15 protein-coding genes are annotated in these 18,695 nt (G+C 60.8%); 3 read left to right on the top strand and 12 right to left on the bottom strand.

What is annotated here, in order from left to right; all coding sequences use genetic code 11:
- Nucleotides 1-58: 58 nt before the first annotated feature.
- The 5 genes from LG373_RS09865 to LG373_RS09845 all read right to left on the bottom strand — a co-directional run bounded on the left by LG373_RS09865 (nucleotide 59) and on the right by LG373_RS09845 (nucleotide 4,711).
- Entirely contained in the window at nucleotides 59-1,519 is a 1,461-nt protein-coding gene (locus tag LG373_RS09865) for a CorA family divalent cation transporter (protein ID WP_225749691.1), read from the bottom strand.
- A 192-nt stretch (nucleotides 1,520-1,711) separates the two neighbouring features.
- A complete protein-coding gene (locus LG373_RS09860; RefSeq protein ID WP_225749690.1) occupies nucleotides 1,712-1,981 on the bottom strand; it encodes an ACT domain-containing protein in 270 nt (89 codons plus the stop codon).
- Between the two features lie 102 nt (nucleotides 1,982-2,083).
- Nucleotides 2,084-2,647 carry a GTP cyclohydrolase I FolE gene (folE, locus tag LG373_RS09855; protein ID WP_114566396.1) on the bottom strand — a complete coding sequence of 188 codons (564 nt, stop codon included), beginning with the start codon at nucleotides 2,645-2,647 and terminating at the stop codon, nucleotides 2,084-2,086.
- 32 nt (nucleotides 2,648-2,679) lie between these two features.
- On the bottom strand, nucleotides 2,680-3,858 hold the full coding sequence (locus LG373_RS09850) for an SLC13 family permease (RefSeq protein WP_216530005.1): 1,179 nt from the start codon (nucleotides 3,856-3,858) through the stop codon (nucleotides 2,680-2,682).
- On the bottom strand, nucleotides 3,851-4,711 hold the full coding sequence (locus LG373_RS09845) for an exodeoxyribonuclease III (protein WP_216530006.1): 861 nt from the start codon (nucleotides 4,709-4,711) through the stop codon (nucleotides 3,851-3,853). The genes LG373_RS09850 and LG373_RS09845 overlap by 8 nt, the downstream gene beginning before the upstream one ends.
- A gap of 158 nt (nucleotides 4,712-4,869) precedes the next feature.
- Between LG373_RS09845 and LG373_RS09840 the strand changes: the two genes are divergently transcribed.
- Nucleotides 4,870-8,280: a peptidase M6 gene (locus LG373_RS09840; RefSeq protein ID WP_225749689.1), complete on the top strand. Its 3,411-nt coding sequence runs from the start codon at nucleotides 4,870-4,872 to the stop codon at nucleotides 8,278-8,280.
- Here LG373_RS09840 and rlmH read toward each other — a convergent pair.
- From rlmH to LG373_RS09805, 7 genes are all read right to left on the bottom strand, one after another.
- Nucleotides 8,271-8,741: a 23S rRNA (pseudouridine(1915)-N(3))-methyltransferase RlmH gene (rlmH, locus tag LG373_RS09835; RefSeq protein WP_114566392.1), complete on the bottom strand. Its 471-nt coding sequence runs from the start codon at nucleotides 8,739-8,741 to the stop codon at nucleotides 8,271-8,273. The two genes, LG373_RS09840 and rlmH, sit on opposite strands and share 10 nt — an antisense overlap.
- A 125-nt stretch (nucleotides 8,742-8,866) precedes the next feature.
- Nucleotides 8,867-9,772, bottom strand: coding sequence for a 4Fe-4S binding protein (locus tag LG373_RS09830; RefSeq protein ID WP_216530008.1), 906 nt, complete (start codon nucleotides 9,770-9,772; stop codon nucleotides 8,867-8,869).
- Complete coding sequence (locus tag LG373_RS09825; protein ID WP_216530009.1) at nucleotides 9,769-10,512, bottom strand: 4Fe-4S dicluster domain-containing protein; 744 nt, start codon at nucleotides 10,510-10,512, stop codon at nucleotides 9,769-9,771. Before LG373_RS09825 ends, LG373_RS09830 begins: the two co-directional genes overlap by 4 nt.
- A gap of 20 nt (nucleotides 10,513-10,532) precedes the next feature.
- Entirely contained in the window at nucleotides 10,533-11,210 is a 678-nt protein-coding gene (locus LG373_RS09820) for a molecular chaperone (RefSeq protein WP_216530010.1), read from the bottom strand.
- Between the two features lie 188 nt (nucleotides 11,211-11,398).
- Nucleotides 11,399-12,274 carry a DmsC/YnfH family molybdoenzyme membrane anchor subunit gene (locus LG373_RS09815; RefSeq protein WP_225749688.1) on the bottom strand — a complete coding sequence of 292 codons (876 nt, stop codon included), beginning with the start codon at nucleotides 12,272-12,274 and terminating at the stop codon, nucleotides 11,399-11,401.
- Nucleotides 12,275-12,276: 2 nt separating this feature from the next.
- The gene (locus tag LG373_RS09810) at nucleotides 12,277-12,849 is read right to left on the bottom strand and encodes a 4Fe-4S dicluster domain-containing protein (protein WP_225749687.1); all 573 of its coding nucleotides are present in this window, start codon (nucleotides 12,847-12,849) and stop codon (nucleotides 12,277-12,279) included.
- Nucleotide 12,850: 1 nt separating this feature from the next.
- Nucleotides 12,851-15,760 (bottom strand): molybdopterin-dependent oxidoreductase, encoded by a 2,910-nt coding sequence (locus LG373_RS09805; RefSeq protein WP_225749686.1) that lies wholly within the window; start codon nucleotides 15,758-15,760, stop codon nucleotides 12,851-12,853.
- A gap of 376 nt (nucleotides 15,761-16,136) precedes the next feature.
- Between LG373_RS09805 and LG373_RS09800 the strand changes: the two genes are divergently transcribed.
- Together LG373_RS09800 and LG373_RS09795 are read left to right on the top strand one after the other, a co-directional pair.
- Entirely contained in the window at nucleotides 16,137-16,577 is a 441-nt protein-coding gene (locus LG373_RS09800; protein WP_114566385.1) for a MarR family winged helix-turn-helix transcriptional regulator, read from the top strand.
- Nucleotides 16,578-16,752: 175 nt separating this feature from the next.
- Nucleotides 16,753-18,216: a L,D-transpeptidase family protein gene (locus tag LG373_RS09795; protein WP_225749685.1), complete on the top strand. Its 1,464-nt coding sequence runs from the start codon at nucleotides 16,753-16,755 to the stop codon at nucleotides 18,214-18,216.
- Nucleotides 18,217-18,695: the final 479 nt, after the last annotated feature.

The raw sequence follows: 18,695 nt of genomic DNA, 5'->3' as shown, positions 1-18,695 counted from the left end.
CTCCAAGCCGGGCGCGCAGCCTGCACAAGAACGCCGCCGAGCCAATCGATTCAAACCGCTAGAACCACTTGTTGCGCTTGAAGATGATTATCTCCACCGTCACGATCACGATAGCCACCGCTATCAAGACGAAGTAGGACATGCTCCAGCCCAGTTCGGGCATAACCTTGAAATTCATGCCGTACCATCCCGTTATCAGCGTCAAGGGCATGAATATGGACGTGACCACAGTAAGAATCTGCATGACCTTGTTTTGCCGTACGTCTATTTTCGCCTGGTACAGGTTCTTGATTTGCAGAGCATAGTCCAGCAAATCCTGCGTGTCATCGGCAAGCCGTTGAGATTGATCGGCCAGTATGGTGAAAAGCGCACGATCATCCTCGGTAAGCGCCGAGCTGCGTGCCGTTGCCAAGGTTCGCCCCATGTGAGAATACTGCTTGTAGAAGCGCAGCAATTCCCGAAGCGAACGGCGCAACGACATCACGAACTCCTCGAAGTCTTTCGGTATCTCGTTGACCTCTTCGGACGTGTTCTCCTCAAGCTTGTCCAAGCGCTCGAGAACTTCGTTAAGATACGTTGCGTCGTTTCCGATGAGATAGCGCAAAAACTCGAATAGAACTGCGGCTGAACTGGTCTTTTCAAACGTTTGCCGATCGACGTACAGCTTGAACAGCACGGGAAACAACGGGTCTTCGGTCGCAAAAACCAAGTGCCCCTCGTCCAACACGTATGCAGCCTCAAGGGGGCGCGCGGCGTGTTTCTTCACCTCCTCGGGAAGCATGTCAACCGGAAGCAAAAGGGTTCCGCTCACGTTCGACGGCAGCACGTCCGCATGACAATGACGCACGAGATTCTCTGCAAAGTCGTCAGACGAACACGCCTCGCCGCACAAGGCGGGATCCCTGCCCACAATGAACACGTCCGCCTGGTCGGAATCGGCAACAGGAACCAGCCGCCCTTCAAGTCGGTACGAGCAAGGAGCTTCGAAAGCATGCGAAGCCGCCGAATCGACTTCGGCCTTTTCGTCCTCATGGTCTTGCTCTTCTTTGATGCCCTGCCAAAACGTTTCCGCGGTGGCACGACGAGCCGCCGCGTAATACAGAACGGGCAAGATCACGGAAGCCGCAGACGAAACAATATGCTGGTACGTAAAGCCCGAAAGCAGACCCGTGGCCAACGAGGAGATCAGCGCGGCGCCAATCAGCCCTAAACCAAGAACCTGGCACGTTTCGGCAGGAGCTTTTCCATGCGCGGCGCGAAAACCCATCGCAGCTGAAAAAATCTGCAGCAAGGATTCCGCTATGCCTATGCCTGCGATTACCGCCACGAACAAGATAACGGTCTCGTTATCAAGAGCCTGCCCGTCGAACAACTGCCTGACGCTTTCGGGGTCTTGGATGATAGCGTGGACGTTAAAAAGCAGGACCAACGCATTAACCAGCCCCAACAACGCAATGACAAGAAGGAGCGCGCTCACAAGGCGCAGCGCTTTAGGGCTTTTCTCTTTTCCGCGATGCATGTATCACCTACATTTTGCTCGATGGACAAGCTCGGCAAAGAAGCTCACGTACGCGAGCACATTGTAAGCCAAGCAATGCGAAAGCCCGCGACGAAGACCATGACGTTACCAAACGAAACGTGCCGCCAGGAAATTCTGACGGCACGTTTGCAATCGCAGCGGCATCGGCCCTGCGATTATTTAGCTTCGAAGCTAAATCTTGTACATGAACTGAAACACGTCTTCTCGCTGAATGATGATCTGCACGCCCAGGTCTTCGCCGACCGCCTCGAGCTTTTCCTGCACGGTGTTGAAATCGGCGACCTTAGTATCAAGCGTGACGAGCATCGTCATCGAGAAGATGTCGTCCAGAATGGTCTGGCTGATATCGTCGATGTTGGCGCCGCACTCGGCAAGGGCCATCGAAACCTTTGCAACGATGCCGCTGCGATCCTTGCCCAAAACGGAAACTACGCACTTCATAAGGTAATCCCTTTCTCGCCTGCATCCACAATCTGCTCGCACCCATAATACCCGACCGCGCGGCCATGTTTCACATGAAGCACGTGCGCGGCGCCACCAGCTCTAGCGCGCGAAGATAAGCGAAAGCGCTTCGGCCCTGGTAGCTTGGCTCTTTTCAAACGCACCGCGAACGGCGCTCGTCATGGTTTTCGTGCCCGGCTTCTTCACGCCGCGCATGCTCATGCACATGTGCTCGGCCTCCAAAACCACGATGACGCCCTGAGGATGCAGCTCCTCTATCAGCGTGTCGGCGATTTGCGAGGTAAGGCGCTCCTGCACCTGAGGGCGCTTGGCGAACACGTCAACCAGGCGCGCCAGCTTCGACAGCCCGCAAATGCGGCCGTCGGCGGCGGGAATGTAGGCAACGTGGGCCAAGCCGAAAAACGGAACCAGGTGATGCTCGCACATGGAATAGAAGGGGATGTCCCGAACCAGGATCATCTCTTCATGGTGCTCGTCGAACGTGGTTTCAAAATGTTCGGAGGGATCCTCGGTCAAACCGGAAAATACCTCTTCGTACATCTTGGCCACGCGCTCGGGAGTCTTGAGCAAGCCCTCGCGATCGGGGTCCTCGCCCATGCCCTCCAAAATCAGCCGTACGCCTTGTTCTATTTTCGCTCTATCCATACCAAGCTTTCCTTCGTCGTTTTGTCCCAGCATCATAGCATGCATGCCCACAAGCCAAGCAGCAACGCCAGAAATGCTACATTCACCACGGCAAACGTAGCAAGGAAGCGCCCGATGCCAGCCCCTTCGGAATGCAAGTATATCCTCAGCGCGATAAGGCTGGCCAACGACGCGACCGGCGTTCCCAGCCCGCCGATGTCCACGCCGAGCAGCAGGCTTCGCCAATCGGCGGTAAACTCCGAAAGCAACACTGCGGCCGGGACGTTGCTGATAACCTGGCTCGCCGCAATCGATGCCGCCAAGGCGCTTTGGTCCATAAGCCCCTCGAGTGCAGCGCGCACTTCGTCGATGCGCCCCATGTTGCCTGCGAACACGAAAAAGCACACGAACGTGAGCAGCAATCCGTAATCGACCGCCTTGAGCGCGGGCCTATCGAACAGCAGCAGCACCGCCACCACCGCAACCAAAAGCAGCCACGCGTCCATCACGCGCGCGACCGCAAGCAAGCACGCAGCGAACAGCGCGCCGTGCAAAGCCACGCGCCGCACGTCGACGCCCTTCGCCGCAAGGGGCACGACCACGCGAGCGCGTCCCGACCCCGACGCCAACGACGCTGCCGCCAACGCCGCAAAGGCAAGCGCCACGTAGGGAGCGAGCAGCCCCAGAAATTCAGCAAGCCCCACGTCGTAGCGCAGGAACAGGTACAGGTTCTGGGGGTTGCCCACAGGCGTGGCCATGCCGCCCAAGTTCGCAGCCACGGCCTGCAAGACCACGACCCACGCCAAGGAGCGCGTGCGTCCGGCATGCGTCAGCACCAGCACGGCAAACGGAACGAACGCGATCAGGGCAACGTCGTTGGTCACCAGCATAGATGCGAAAAACGGAAGCATGACCAGCGTAAACGACACCACGCGAAACGATCGGTCCCCTTGCAGCAACAGCTTTGCAAGCATGTCGAACAAGCCGCTTGCCTTGCAGCCTGCAACCGTTGCCATCAAGCAGAACAGCAAGATCAACACCCGTGCGTCAATGTACGAAGCGTAGGCGGCATCAAGCGGAACGAACAGCGCGGAAAGCGCGGCGCACAGAAATGCAACGCACAGGACCGGCTCGCGGCGCATACGACGAACAACCCCGCACGCGCACGCCCGAACCCAGCCGCACGTCAAAGCACCGCGCCCCGCCAAGGAAGGGCGTGCGCTATCAGGCAAGGTCCAATTCCAACCCGACCGGGCAGTGGTCGCTGCCGTACACCTCGTCGTATATGCACGCGCTCGTAATCTTCGGCGCAAGGGAATCGCTCACCAAGAAGTAGTCGATACGCCATCCCGCGTTCGTCTGGCGCGCCTTGAAGCGATAGCTCCACCACGAGTACGCGCCCGTCACGTCGGGATGCAAATGCCGAAACGTGTCGGTGAAGCCCGCCGCAAGCAGCTCGTCGAACTTGCCGCGCTCCTCATCGGAGAATCCGGCTTTTCCGCGGTTCGGGCCGGGATTCTTCAGGTCTATCTCCTGGTGCGCAACGTTCAAATCGCCGCACACGACAACGGGCTTCGGATCGGCGCTATCGCCCGGCTGCGTCAAGGGCAGCTCGGAAATGGTAACGTGCCCCTCTCCCGGAGCAGGGCTTTCAACCGGCACGCCGGCAGGCAAGACGCCCTCTTCAAGCCCCTTGCAGAAATCCCGGAACGCATCGTCCCATTCCATACGATGATCGATGCGCGCAAGCTCGTTTTGAGCGTTGGGCGTGTACACGTCAACGAACCAGAACTGGGGAAACTCGAGCGCCGTCACGCGGCCTTCGGTATCCAGATACGGAGAGCCAATGCCGTGAATCACGCGAGAAGGAACCTCTTTGGAAAACACGGCAGTGCCGGAATAGCCCTTCTTTTCCGCATAGCTCCAATACTCGCGGTACTGCGGCAAATCGAGCGTTGCCTGACCTTCCTGAAGCTTGGTTTCCTGCAAAGCCACAATGTCCGCATCGAGTTCGGACACGATGTCCTCGAAGCCCTTTTTCTGCACGGCCCGCAAGCCGTTCACGTTCCACGATATAAAGCGCATGGGAATCCTTCCCTCGAATTGATCGCGTCCAGTATAGCGGAAGCGCGCGCGAAGCCTGCCGCAGGAAAATGCAACCTTCGCGCTCGGCAAAGGTGGTGCCCGATCGAGCAAACCGATACTATACGGGCTATCGATTTCTTTCTTGAAAAGAGGACCGCATGGACCGCTTCGCCCGCCACGAAACAGCCCTGTCGCTCGAGCGCACGCCCGAACAACGCCGACTGCACGGCATTGCGGTCGCGCTTGCCGCGGGCATCGCCCTAACATGCGCGCTTTTCCTTGCGCCGAGCTGGGCGCTCGCGCACGAAACAGGCGAATCCCCGTGCACGCCCACCGCAGAGCAAAAGGCCGCCTACCTTGCCGACGGCTCGTTCGAAAACCGCTTGGCATTCGAACAAGCCCTCGAAAACGACCAGCCGAACGACGCGCTTGTGCAGCAGGCCCTCGCACGCCAGAATGCCCAGGACGGCATTGCCCAGCGATCGGTTCCCAGCGTTTGGGCAAGCGGCATGGCCACGCAAGGGAAGGCCCACGTGCTGGCCCTGCACGTCACGTTTCCCGATTACTCTTTCGAAGCAGGCGACACGGCTCAAGCCTTGCAGGCGCTTATCGGGCCTACGTCCGAAGGAGCCGCCGCCAATCCCGGAGCCGCATCGTTTCCCTACGAAAGCTTGAGCGCGTACTATTACCGGGCGTCGTACGGCAAGCTCTCCCTTACGGGAGAGACGTTCGAGTACCGCGCGCAACACCCCCGGGATTACTACTCGACCAACATAACGGCCCTGTTCGAGGAAGCGCTCAAGTCGTTCGACGACAGCGTGGATCTAACGCGCTTCGACGCCAACGAGGACGGGAAGATCGACGCCGTGTACCTGCGATTCGCCGGGAAAGACACCGGATGGGGCTCGGTATGGTGGAGCAACGAAAGCACCGCCTTCGGCTCGACCGAAACGTACGAAAACGGACGCGTGCGCCTTTGGAACACCGTCACGCTGGCCGAGCCGTCGAACGACGCACACGCCGCGCAAACGCTCATCCATGAAACCGGGCACGTTCTGGGCCTGCCCGACTACTACCAGTACGCGGCGCAGCAGGGAAGCACCGATGCTCGAACGGGGCTTCTCACCTTCGACATGATGATGGACAACCAAGGCGACCACAACGGCTTTTCCAAATGGCTGCTCGGGTGGATAGCCGACGAAGACGTCACGCGCGTGATCGCCAACGAGCAAGGCATCACGGTCAAGCAGGGGCAAACCGTTGTGGAGCAAGCGCCCAGCAACGCGACCGTCGAGCAGGCGCTGGAGCCTTTCACCTCGAACGATCCGACGAAAGCCGGCCGGATAGCCGTCGTCTCGAACCAGGACGAAGGCATGTTCTCGTCGTATTACGTGCTTGAATACGACCAATTCGCCGGGAACCAAAGCGTCTACTACGGCAGCTCTTCCGAGGGAAAGATGCCGCTGCCCTCGGGCTTCCGCCTGTTCCGCGTGCAAGGGGAGCTGACCGCGAACGGAGAGAACTACGCGCACACGAACAGCCACGGAACCGTGTACAACCAGCTGATAGAGCTGGTCGATCCCGACATGAACGAGATCCACACCAACGGCGGCGGCGGGCTTGTCTCTTCAGCCGTAAACGGAACGGGCTACGGCTGCATGCTATACGAAGGGGACACGGTCTCCCCGCGCAGCTTTCCGTCAACCAACTTCTTCGAGAACGTCAACCTGGGCTTTACCGGATTGACCATAACCGCAACCGAAACAGGGGGAGGCGCAGGAAAATTCTCCGTTTCCTACTCTTCCGAAGACAAGCCCGCAGCTCCGAGCGATTTCACGCTGACCCCTGCGTTCAGCACGGTGTCGAACGCGAACAACCTGGTGTTCGAGGCGTCGAGCGCGCCAAGCTTTCCCTTAGGCCCAACACCCCAGCCCACCCTTATCGTAGACGGGGAGCATGCACCCCTTTACGACATCAAAATAGACGGAACCAAGATAACCGTGCCGTTCTTCGTGAACCCCGCCGATCTGAAGCCGACCTCGACATGCGAGATAGTTTTTCCCGCAGGCACGTTCGTGATCGCACGGGAAAACGATGAGGACGTCCTGTCCCCCGAAGTGCGCATCCCCCTTGAAGTCGATGCCCACATGGCAACGATCTCGCAGTCGGGCCAGTATTTCGAAACGGAATACCACGACAGCCAAACCGCTGCCAGCGACCTGTTTTCAGCCTCTGACGGATCTCAGAAGTTCTTCCAGGTGGCAGACGGAAAGCTCAAGTTGCACACGATTGATCCGCAAAGCCCCGGGCACCTTCAAACCGTCGTGGTCGAAGGGGCCGACATGCCCGCCGGGGAAGTGGTGAAGACCCTAACCGCGGTGCCGCTGTCGAACCAGCGCGCATTCCTGGCCACGCCGAACGACGAAACGAAATCATGCGAGGGCTACTGGATAGATCTTGAGCGCGGCGCGGTGGAAGCAACGTGTTCCCTTGGCAGCGAAAGCCATCCAAGGATCATAAGCGCAGATGAAAGCGTCATCATGTTGTCCGCGTACCCGGGGCACACTCCGCAAGGATGGCGAGCCGGCAACCTTTTGACCAAGCTGACGCTCCAAGCGGACAAAACGACCGATGCACGCTACGGCTGGACATCGTTCGACGTGACCGCCCTCGCGGGAAGCGACGCAATCGCCTGCGGAACCATCGACAACGAAACCGGCGCATTGAAGGAAGTGGGCATCGTAGCCGGAACCGACTTGGCTCGAAAGCTTGCCAACAGCACGTACAGCCCCGAAAACGCAAGCGATGGAGGAAACGCGTGCACCTCCGACGTCATGAGCGCCACGCTCCCCCTTGCAGTCGGGCGGTCGCTCCTTGACGTGCAACGCGCTAACGGCGACTATTACGTGCTGCTTTCGGTCCCGTACGACCCTCAAGCAGAGGGAGAGGACGGCTTGCTCGTCCGCTTCGACGACAAGGGCGTCGAAATCGCCCGCGCCGACATCAGCATGGACGCCGCAACAGGAGACGCCTTCAGCCACATGCGCGTTGGGAAGAACGGCGGCATCGCGCTTCTTGCGCGCGGCCCCTTGCCAGCTCAAGGAGCCATAAGGGGCACCGTTCAATTCCTTGATGCCACCATGAATCGAACGGCTTCCTTGTCCACGGCGCCCGTGTGCACGGGCGCTTGGCTGGCAGACGGAAGGTGGCTGGACATAGGCCATGACCTGATGGCGCTGTTCGGGCCTAAAGGCTCGCCCGCCGGCGCAAACGAAGGCGGCCGCGAAAACACATGGCCGGGCGATTTCCTGTTCTACAACATCACGACGCCCCTTGACGTGGAGCCTCAGAAGCCGGACGATCCGCTCACCCCGCCGGTTGCGCCGACCGATCCGACCAAGGACCACGCAGCGAAACCCGAAGATCCGAAAGCCCTGGTGCCAACCGGCGATGCAGCAACAACGGCAACGCTTGCCGCGGGCGCGCTCGCTATGCTCGCTGGCGGCGCAGCGGCGGCCGCGCGACGGCAGAGGCGATCCGACCGATCCGGCAGCGCGCGCTACTTGTGATAAGGCTCGCCGCGCGAGATCTTTTGAGCGCGGTACAGCTGCTCGAGCAACACCACGCGCGCCAAGTTGTGCGGCAAGGTGATGGGGCCGAACGAGAGCGTTTCGTTCGCGCGTTCGCGCACCGCAGCGCTCACGCCGTCGGATCCGCCGATGACGAAGGAAAGGTCGCTCGTGCCCCCCAGCGCCAGCGCATCGATGCGCTTCGACAGCGACACGCTTGAATGCTGCTTGCCCTCGATGGCAAGCAGCAGAACATGGGAGCTGGGAGGAATCGCCGCCACGATGGCCGCGCCCTCCCGCTCGCGCGCGGCGTCCACGCCGCCGGCGCGCGCAGGATCAACATCGGGAATCTCCTTCACGGTTGTCTTCGCGTACGGCTGCAAACGCTTCAGGTACTCGGCGCAGGCGTCCGCCCAGAACCGCTCCTTGAGCTTGCCCACCGCCACAATCGTGAACTTCATCGACTTCCCTTCGCTTTCCTTGTTGCCCGCACGGCTACCGCACGGCAAGCTTCATCGCACTTGATGCAGCCATGATACCGGAAAGCGCGAGCATCGGGCGGCACGGAAAACTAGTCGCATCACACCTAATGAGAGGATCGATCGGCGTCGGCCGCAGATTCCTTCACGGCTAGCTTGATGGACTTCGTGGGGCAGTTTTCCACGCAATCAAGGCAGAACGTGCAGTGCTCGAGCGTGGTCTTGCCGGAATCCGAGACGTCGATGTCCTCGGGGCACACCGTCGAGCACGTGCGGCAGCCCTCGCGCGATAGGCAGGTTGCGCAGTCGGCAACCGGGCGCACCCCGAACCCCAGCTTCGCGCGCAGCTTGCCCACAAGCCCGAAGAAAAATCCCAGCGGACACACGGACGAACACCAGCGCTTGAACAAGAACAGCTCGGCCACCAGCATAAGCGGAAACACGATCAGCTCCCAGCCCGGCTGCAACAGCACGAACACGCGATTGAACGCCCACAGCGTACCGAACACAAGCCCGATCGGACACAGGAGGCAAAACACCGGGAACCCGACGGCAAACGACACGACCAACAGCACGACCAGCACGATGCCCTGCGTTTTAAGGCCGAGCCCCGAAGCCTCCGCACACGACGCGCAGCCCCCATGCGCAGGCGCCGCGGCATCGTCGTTCGGCGCGCACGATTCGAGCGCGCGACCGTTCGCCGCCTTCCCGCTGCGGCCTAGAATGCCGCGAGGCGAACGGCCGCCGAACACGTTTTTCAAAAGCTGCGAAGGGCACAGCCACGAGCAAAACGCCCGGCCGATCAGGAACACGATTGCCAGCACGGCCAGCACGCCGGGCGCAAGCCCCCAAGGAATCGAGCCCGACGCCGCGGCGATCTGCGCAAAGCCAACCAGGCAAAGCGCGCAAAGCGTGCCCGCAGCCGCAACGCCCCCCACATGAGCAAGCGCAACGGCAAGCACCAGCACGCCCGAAGCCACCGCAATACGAACCATCTTCGCGCGCGTCTTCATCGAAGCCCTCCCGCCTCGCGTGTTTTATCCGGGCCGTCGGGATGGACGCCCTTCGTATGCGCGGCAAGTTCCGCGCCGCGCGTCACGGCAACGGTTTTACCCGCTTCCAGCGTGGCCGTATCCACCGCGCCCGTCATCTGAGCCGCTTCGCTGGCGCGCGAAACCACTACGATGCCCTTGTCCGCAACGCCCGCGTTGTACGCTCGCAGCGAAGCCGACGGACACACCTTCTCGCACTTGCCGCAGCCGTCGCAATAGTCGGCGTGCACAAGCGGACGGTCGTTGCCGTCCAGCTCGATCGCGCCTTCGACCGGGCATTCGTCAACGCACACCGTGCATCCGGCCCAGTCCCACGCCACGCACGCGTCCTTCACCACCACGGCAACGCCCAGATCCCGCTCGCGCGGGCCGCCGAAGGAAAGCGCGCCCGTCGGGCACGCTTCCGTGCACTTCATGCAGAAATCGCAGCACCCGTTCTCGAATGCAAGCATCGGCGTGCCGTAGGCCACCAAGCTTTGGGACAGCGGGACCGGGGTCACAATCTCATACGGACATGCCTGCAGGCATCGCTGGCAGCGATCGCACGCAGCCACCAGGTCCGAAGACGACTGCGCGCCGGGCGGGCGCACGAACGCCTCGTCGGCCTGCCGCGTCAAGGCACCGTATCCCCCCAGCCCCACAAGACCCGCGCCCACAACGCCGGCCGCCAAGAATCCTCGTCGGGTAATTTGCTCCGTCATCCCTCTCGCCTCCGCACGCTCTACTCGACAACCTCCGCCACCGCATCAACGTCGGCCTCCAAATACGCCTGCGTAAACGCAGCCAAATCCCCGTAGAACCCGCCGTCGTCGGCCTTCTTCGCATCGACGACGAACCGGTCTATCCAGTTCAACAGGTGGTCGCGCAAGAACGACAGCTGAGCGGACAGGGCGGTTTCGGCGGCCGCGGCGTCACCCTCTCGCAAAGCATCCACCGCCACGTCGCACAAGCGCGCCATGAACGCCAACTCCACGGCCAGATGGTCCTCGGGCTCCGGGAAGTCGGGGGTTTTCGCAAAGCGCATGGCGTGATACAAAGTTCTCACCTGGGCGTATGCGTCCTGCATCATAAGGCCCGACGAGCTGGTGTACACGGATTCGTACGGGAATGCTTTCTGGGCAGTACGCGGGCCCATGCCGAAAAACACCCGGTTGAACGACACGGCAAACCGCTCGAGGTCATCCTCGCCGCAGTTCGAAAGATCGGACTGCAAAAGAGCGAATCCTTCCGCGAGCGCTTTGTCATCCGAGATCAACGCCGGAGCTGCGGCAAAATCGCTCGCGAATGCAGCATCCAGCTCCTTCTCGTAGCAGCGTGACAGCAATGCGTACACGCTTTTGCGGCTCTCGCAAAACTCGATCAAGTTCTCGGTGAGCTCGCTGGTCAAATTCTCGCTCATGATGCTTCTCCTTCTAAGGCAGCCCGACATGACGCCGGGAGGTTCGACATCCGTTCGTTGGTCGTCCTTCGTACCGGAACGCGGCATGGGGGAGGGGGCCTCGATCCGGCACGAGGGACGATCGACGATCCAAGGCGGGGCGCCGGAACGACCCTGAACAGGTCGTTCCGGCCGCCTTGTCGGCTTCATCAGTAAATGAACGACTCCACGCTAGTACCCAAGTCGTACATGATGACGCGCAACGCCACAGCTCCCATGCCCGAGCAGGCGAACGCCGCGAGCAGCCACCAAGCCAGCTTCTTCGGATCGGTTGCGCCCAACCCCTTGTCGCCCTTCGTGGCCTTCATGCAGGCCAAGCCCGTCAAAACCGCCGGAACCACCAAGCCGATCACCACGACCGCGCCCCAGAACAGCAACGCCAGATCGCCCGAGATCAGGCGCTCGATCGAACGCGACGGAGCCTGGTAGGGCGCCATGGCAATCCAGATCACGTACGCCAGCGACGTGATGACCATGACGGCCACGCCCGCCAGAGCCAAGCGCAGCGCGAATCCGCCTTCTTCAGCGGCATTGCCGCGCAGCAGCACCAGCCCGCACATGAGCAGCATGCCCATGCCCAAACCCGCACCCAGGTACATGAGAGGCAGCGTGATGCTGTCCCATGCGGGACGCGCCGCGATCAAGTACGACATGCCGGCAACCACCGGAAGCGCCAACCCCAACACGCCGCCGACCACGCCAAGCGCCTTGCTCGCGCCTGGATAGTCCTTCTTCGCCAGAATCAGGTAGGCAAAGGAAACGATGCCCATGATGGCGACGATGAACAGCTCCTTGGACAAGCCCGATCCCAGGTTGCCCAGCAAATGCGTCGCACGCTCGGGATGTCCCATGTGCAGCACCGACACGCAGCCGCCGACCGCAAGGCAGACGAACGCGATCAAAGCTCCCAGGAAGCGCACGTCCTTGAACTTGCCCTTGAGCTCGCCCACGCCCAGGAACACGAGCGCTCCCGAAGTAACGCCCAGGCATACGCTGAAGATCAAAAGGGGCCACTGGATCTCCATGCTTACTCACCGCCCTTCCAAGAGAACTTGTCCAAGCCGTAGTCCACGCCCGGATGGTTCCCTACGTCGGTCAGCTTGTAGGTCTTCTTCGACGCGCGCATCTTGGACGGCGTGGACTCGGGATCGTCCAAATCGCCGAACAAACGAGCCTGGCCGGGACAATGCTTGACGCATGCGGGCTGCTCGCCCTTGTCGATCAGGTGCGCGCACATGGTGCACTTCTCGATAACGCCCTTGTCGCGCCCTTCGTCGTATGCGCGCACGCCGTACGGGCACGCCATGACGCAATACTGGCAGCCGATGCACTTGCTGTGGTCCACCAACACCACGCCGTCTTCGCGCTTGTAGCTTGCGCCGGTGGGGCACACGCTGACGCATTCGGGGTTGTCGCAATGCTGGCAAGATACGGGCAGGTAGTACATCTCCAGGTCAGGGTACGTTCCGGACGGACCCACCGTCAGCACCTTGTTGTAGTACGTGCCCAGGCCCACGCCGTTTTCCTGCTTGCAGACAACCGCACACGAATGGCATCCAATGCAGCTGTCCAGATCGATGGAAATAATGTTGCGGGTCATGCTACTTCGCACCTCCCTTCACCGTCACCTGCGCCACGCCGTTCGCCTGGTCGTCCGAGGCCAGCGTTTCGGCGGAAAGCGGCAGGAATATCTTCAGGTCCTCTTCGTTCATGCAGATGTTCGCAGGCGCGCCGTCTTCGGCCTTGTACACCTTGCACAGGCCGCCGTAGTTGTCCGTGCCCACGGCTGGATCGTAAGGGCCGTTGTTCTCGAACAGCACGTTGCAGTTGCAATCGTACGCGCCGTGCAGGTCGTCGGTGGCTTCGCGCTCGGGGAACCACCAGTCATGCTCGACGTGGATGGTGCCGGGATTGATGGCCTCGGTCAGGTTCGCGCGCTGCTTGATCTTGTCCACGTAGGTTTCGATGTACACCCAATCGTCCTGCTCGATGCCGTGCTCGGCAGCCGTGACGGGGTTGATGTCCATCGTCGGGAACATGTGGACCTCGCGCAACCACGGGCTGTTGCGATACTCGGTATGGAAGAACGCATGGCTGCGCCCGCCGGTGATCAGGGTGTAGGGGTACTCGTCCAGCAAGTCGGGTCGAGCCAGCGGCGTGATGGGCGGCTCGATGTACAGCGGCAGCGGGCCGTTGCCGTACAGCAGCAGGTCCTCCGACCACAGTTCCATCTTGCCGTTATCCGATTGCGGATGCGGCGGGATGACCTTGCCGTCCGGCGTCTTCGCGCCGGGGAAGCGATACACCGACCCCATCTTGTTGCCGCGGAACATGGTGTTGAAGCCGGGACGGAAGTCGCTCGTCTTGCGCATGAAGCCCGTTTCGTACTTCGGCGCGCCCTTCACGTCGGTCATCTGGACGCCGGTCACGCTGATGCGCTCGCGGAACTCCTCGAAGCTGGCGCAACTCAGTTTCGGAGGCAGCGTCTCAGGGCCCTTCACCATGTAATCGAAGAACTCGTACTTGTCCTTCCAGTACATGTCCACGTCCATGTACTTGGCGAACTCGAAGCAAATGTCCATGTCGTCCTTGCATTCGCCGAGCGGCTTATGGAACGGCTGGCGGATGAGGTACGTGTGGCTGGTGGGATACCCGTGGCCGGAGTGCGCCCACTCCACGCGATCGACCTCGTTGGGATGAGCGGCCGGCAAGATGATGTCGGCAAGCTCGCCCGAAGGCGTCATGTAGATGTCCACGTTCACGAAGAAGTCCAGGTTCTTGAAGCCCTCGACAATCTCGTGGCCGCTTTCGATGGACAGGATAGGCTCGGACGTCTGCTGCCAGTACCCATGGATCTGGAACGGGTCGCCCTTGGCCATGGCCTTCGTGGTAGCCGCGCCGAAACCGCCCTGCTGACCGTAAATAACCTGGCCTCCGGAGTTCTGCGTGGTTTCCTTCAGCTCGCCCGTAGCGTCGTCGGCCACAAGAATCTGCTGATAGCCGGTGTTCTGGCACACGGACAGCTTCTTGATGTTCCTGGCCGTTTCCATGCGACGCTTGCCCATGCGACCTTCCCTGTTGGGAACCACGTCGAACATGAACGAGTCGTAACCGGTGGCAGGTTCGCGGCCGATGTTCTGGCCGCCCTTCGTGTCGAAGTTGCCGGCCAGCGCCATCATGATGGTGAACGCCTGCGAGATGCCGGACGTGTTGATGGAGAACTCCACCTTCTGACCGCGGCAGAAGCATGCCGCAGGGCTGGCGTCGATGTAGATCTTGATGGCTTCCCGAATCTTGTCCTCGGGCAGTTCGCAGAACTCGGCGGCGCGCTCGACGGTCCACGGCGTGACATGCTCGACCAGAATGTCCCAGCTGGTGCGGTAGGTCTTGCCGTTGATCTCGCGGCTGCCGGAAAGGGCCGGCTTCGCGTCGGGCACGATGTTGCCTTCGGCGTCCAGCCACTGGAACGCCTTCGGGCCGCCCAGGTTCTGCTTGTTCTGCCAGTCGCCGCTCCAGAAGATCAGCTGGTCATGCGCCTCGTCCCAAGCAGGATACAGCTCGTCGGAGCCGCCTTCCTGAATCATGGACTGACGCAGCTGGTAGCCCGTGCCCGCTTCGTCGATGAAGAACGGTGCGTTGGTGTACGCGCGTGCGAAATCGGTGGCGCACTTGTCCGAGTGAATGATCTCGTTGATGAAGGCCAGCACCAGCGCCATATCGGAGCCGGGACGGATGGGCAGCCACAGGTCGGCCTTGCTGGCCGTGCAGGTATAACGCGGATCCACGCAGATGACCTTCGCGCCGCGCTCCTGAGCACGTTTGACGGTCAGCCAGTCGTAGTAACCGCGGCTGCGCTCTTGGCGGCACCAGATAAGGATGCAGTTGGTGTTGTTGCCGTCCCATCCGGTGTACTGCGTCTCGTCGCCGTACAAACGCTGACTGGTGAAGTACGATCCCACCCAGCACAGGTTGCCCACGCCGAACGTAGCCGTGCTTCCCAGCTCAAGCCACAGTTTGTTGATGGCCTGGAACTGCAGCATGTCGCGGCCGGTGCCGTACTGGTGAGCAATGGTGTGCCACCCGTGTTCTTCGCCGATCTTGGTGAACCGGTCGGCCGCTTCCTGGTACGCCTCTTCCCAGGTGATGCGCTTCCATTGGCCGGAACCCTTCTCGCCGACGCGCTTCTGCGGATAGCGCACGCGCAGCGGATTGTACAGCTCCTGCGGAATCGCGAAGGCGCGCGAGCACAGCGTTCCCTCGCTGAACAGGTCCGGGTTTCCCTCGATCTTCACCACGCGGCCATCCTTGACGTGTCCGAACAGCGCGCAACGGCCGTAACACTGCCGGCAGGCGCTGGGAATCTTCTTCACGTCGTCGGATCGCGCCGCGTCCGACGCGCCTTGCGCGCTGTCCGCGAGGGCGGTGCCGCTTTGCGACCCAAGCAAAAGCGTGGACGCAGTCGCAACTGCCGAAGCTTTCACGAAGCCGCGGCGGCTCATTTTCAGTGCCATTCCTCCTCCTTTTCCCGCTTCTCCCTTTTCTAGCAGGAGCCGAAGGACTTCTCTGAACGCCCTGCGCAAGGTACGCAGCAAGCAGTGCATGGGCGCCTTCTTCCGAAGCCCGAACCCTCGATCCCCGCTATTTACTTGCATACCTAATTATATTTACTGTAATTATTAGTTCAACAAGTTAAATTCTCCTATTTTGAGGATAAAATAGCCGGCGTATAGAGGACCGACCAGGCAGCACGCGCCCGCCCACGTGCGTACAAATTCAACCCCACGAGAGATGATTCTTGACGAAGGATCGTCTCTTGTGGTTATGTATACTCTGTATAACAATGCACACAGTCTCTCCTGCCGCCATACGCTCACAAGAAGGACATCCATGGCAAACGAGCACAATCAACTCATCGGCTTCAAAGTGTACGACGCCCAACGCTCCATCTATAAGTCCCTGGAAACGGCGCTCGCTCCACTTGGCATCACGCCCGGACAGTTCAACCTGCTCAACCAGCTCGACCGAGCTGGCGAGCTTTCCCAGAAAGCACTTGCCGAGCGAACCCGCAAAGAACAGGCAACCATCACGCGCTACCTCGACCTGCTCGAACGCAAGGGTCTTGTTGTTCGCACGCGCGACAAAAACGACCGACGCGCTCATGCGGTCAGCATCACCGACGAAGCGCGCGCGCTGCTGAAAGCAGCCGAGCCAATCACGTTCGACCGAGCAAAGCGCCTGGTCGAAGGCGTTGACCAGGAAGATCTCGACACCTTCGTTGCCGTATTGGCCAAGCTCAAGGAAAACGCCGAATCCATTTCCGGCAAGTAGCGGCAACCCGAAGAAACGGGGGCGGCGATCGCTTTACGGCTTGCGGCCGAAGGCGATCGCCGCCCCCGTTTCTTCGGGTTGCCGATTGTCGGTTTTTCGCGGGTTCGATTGCACCGGCTGGACCCTATTCCTATACTGGACTATATTTTCAACCCACCTTTTCAAGGACGCGCACATGAACCAGTATCAAAACGCCCCGCGCGGCTTTCACGTTGAACACCGCCGCACCAACCCCCTTAAAGTCATCGGCATCATGCTGGCCTGCGCTTTGGCCTTGCTGTTAGCGGTATACGTCAGCGTTGCCTTGTACTTTTCTGGACGCTTCATGCCAAACACGACGGCAGGAGGCATGAGCCTGTCTCTCATGTCCTCGTCAGAGGCCGAGCAATCCCTAAAAAACAAGCTGGACGACTATACGCTTTCCGTAAGCGGACAAGGCCTCGACCTCAAGTTGACCGCATCCGAAGCTGGCCTGGCCGTCAACACGTCGGCCGTCATAGACGACATGCTGTCGGACGTGAATCCCTGGCTCTGGCCGTTTCAGATTGGAGCGCAGCACGACGAGTCCGCCAAACTGGTAGCGGGGTCCAGCGGCACCGCCCTTGAAGATGCCGTGAAAGCCGCCGTCGAACAGGTCAATGCAAACGCCACGCCGCCGAAAAACGCGACGCTCGCGTTCGACAAGGCAACGAAAACCTTCAATATCGAACCGGAATCGGTGGGTACGGCCCTCGATGCAGATGCCGTGGTCAAAGTGGCGGAAGATGCGCTTTCCGCGCTCAATCGCCGCGCCGCCATCACGACGGACCAGCTGCAGCAGCCAACCATCCTGAAAACCGACGAGCGCCTGAAGTCGGCCATCGAAACCGCCAACGTAATGATCGCCGCGAACATCCCCCTGACCATGGACGACTATCCCCTTGCAACAGTCGACGCCGACCTGGTTGCTCAGTGGATCACCGTGAACGACGAGGCCCAAGCCACACTGGACGAAACCGCCCTTGGCAGCTGGGTTGATCAACTGGTTCAAGCAAACAACACCGTTGGCAGCGCGCGCACGTACACGCGTGCCGACGGAAAGCAGATCACCGTGAAAGGCGGCGTATACGGTTGGGAAATCGACCGAGACGCATTGCTCGCAGCCGTGAAGGAAGGCGTTTCCACCGGAAGCACGCAGGCGATCGCCGTACCTACGGTCACGCACGGAGAAACATTCAAGGGCCCCGGTGTGCAGGACTGGGGCAAACGATACTTGGACATCGACCTGTCCGAGCAGCATGCGCGCTTCTACGATGAGTCGGGTGCTCTTGTTTGGGAGTCCGATATCATCACGGGCATTCCCGACGGGACGCACGACACCCCCGACGGCGTGTACTGGATGAACCGCAAGGAAAGCCCGTCTACGCTGAAGGGCTACGACGGCGACACCCAGATTTATGAAACCCCTGTTCAGTACTGGATGCCATTCGTAGGAGGCGCTATCGGCCTGCATGATGCGGAATGGCAGACGAGCGGCTTCGGCGGCACGAAATACGCCGACGGCCTGGGAAGCCACGGATGCGTCAACCTGCCTCCCGACAAGGCGGGGGAACTGTACGCGATAGTCCAGGGCGGCGACGTCGTAGTAAGCCACTGGTAGGAACCCGCGTTGTCGGCGCGGCGGATCGTCGCCGCGCCGCGCGCGTCCAGGGCCGCCCGCCCAACCCATGGCCGCAGACGCATGCCTCACTCGAGGCCGCAGGGCGCGCCATCCCCACTCGGCGGTCGTCGCGACCCGCCGCTCCCGCCGCTCTGTCAAAACAAGCGAGTTTTGCGGCGATTTTCCGCCTTCGAAGACACCTTTCCCCAAGCGCGTTTTACATCGCACCAGGTCACAGAACTGCAAGGAGCATTTATCCTTGCTTGAGGACCAGCAAAACTCGTCCGTTTTGACAGAACGGCGGGATTGCCTGGACGTCACCCGGGTGCACGCGCCTGCAATCAGCGCTTCCCGCGCGGTCGGGAAATCACCCACCGCGAAAGAACTTCGGAGGAAGATGCCCTGCCCCGCTGCGGGGGATGCTGCTGAACTGGTGTTTTAGGGGAAGTTCGAAAAGCTGCCGCCAACACGAGATGCGT

Source organism: Paraeggerthella sp. Marseille-Q4926 (assembly GCF_916618935.1).
Taxonomy (GTDB): Bacteria; Actinomycetota; Coriobacteriia; order Coriobacteriales; family Eggerthellaceae; genus Paraeggerthella; species Paraeggerthella hominis.
This window is presented reverse-complemented; position numbering and strand designations above follow the sequence as displayed.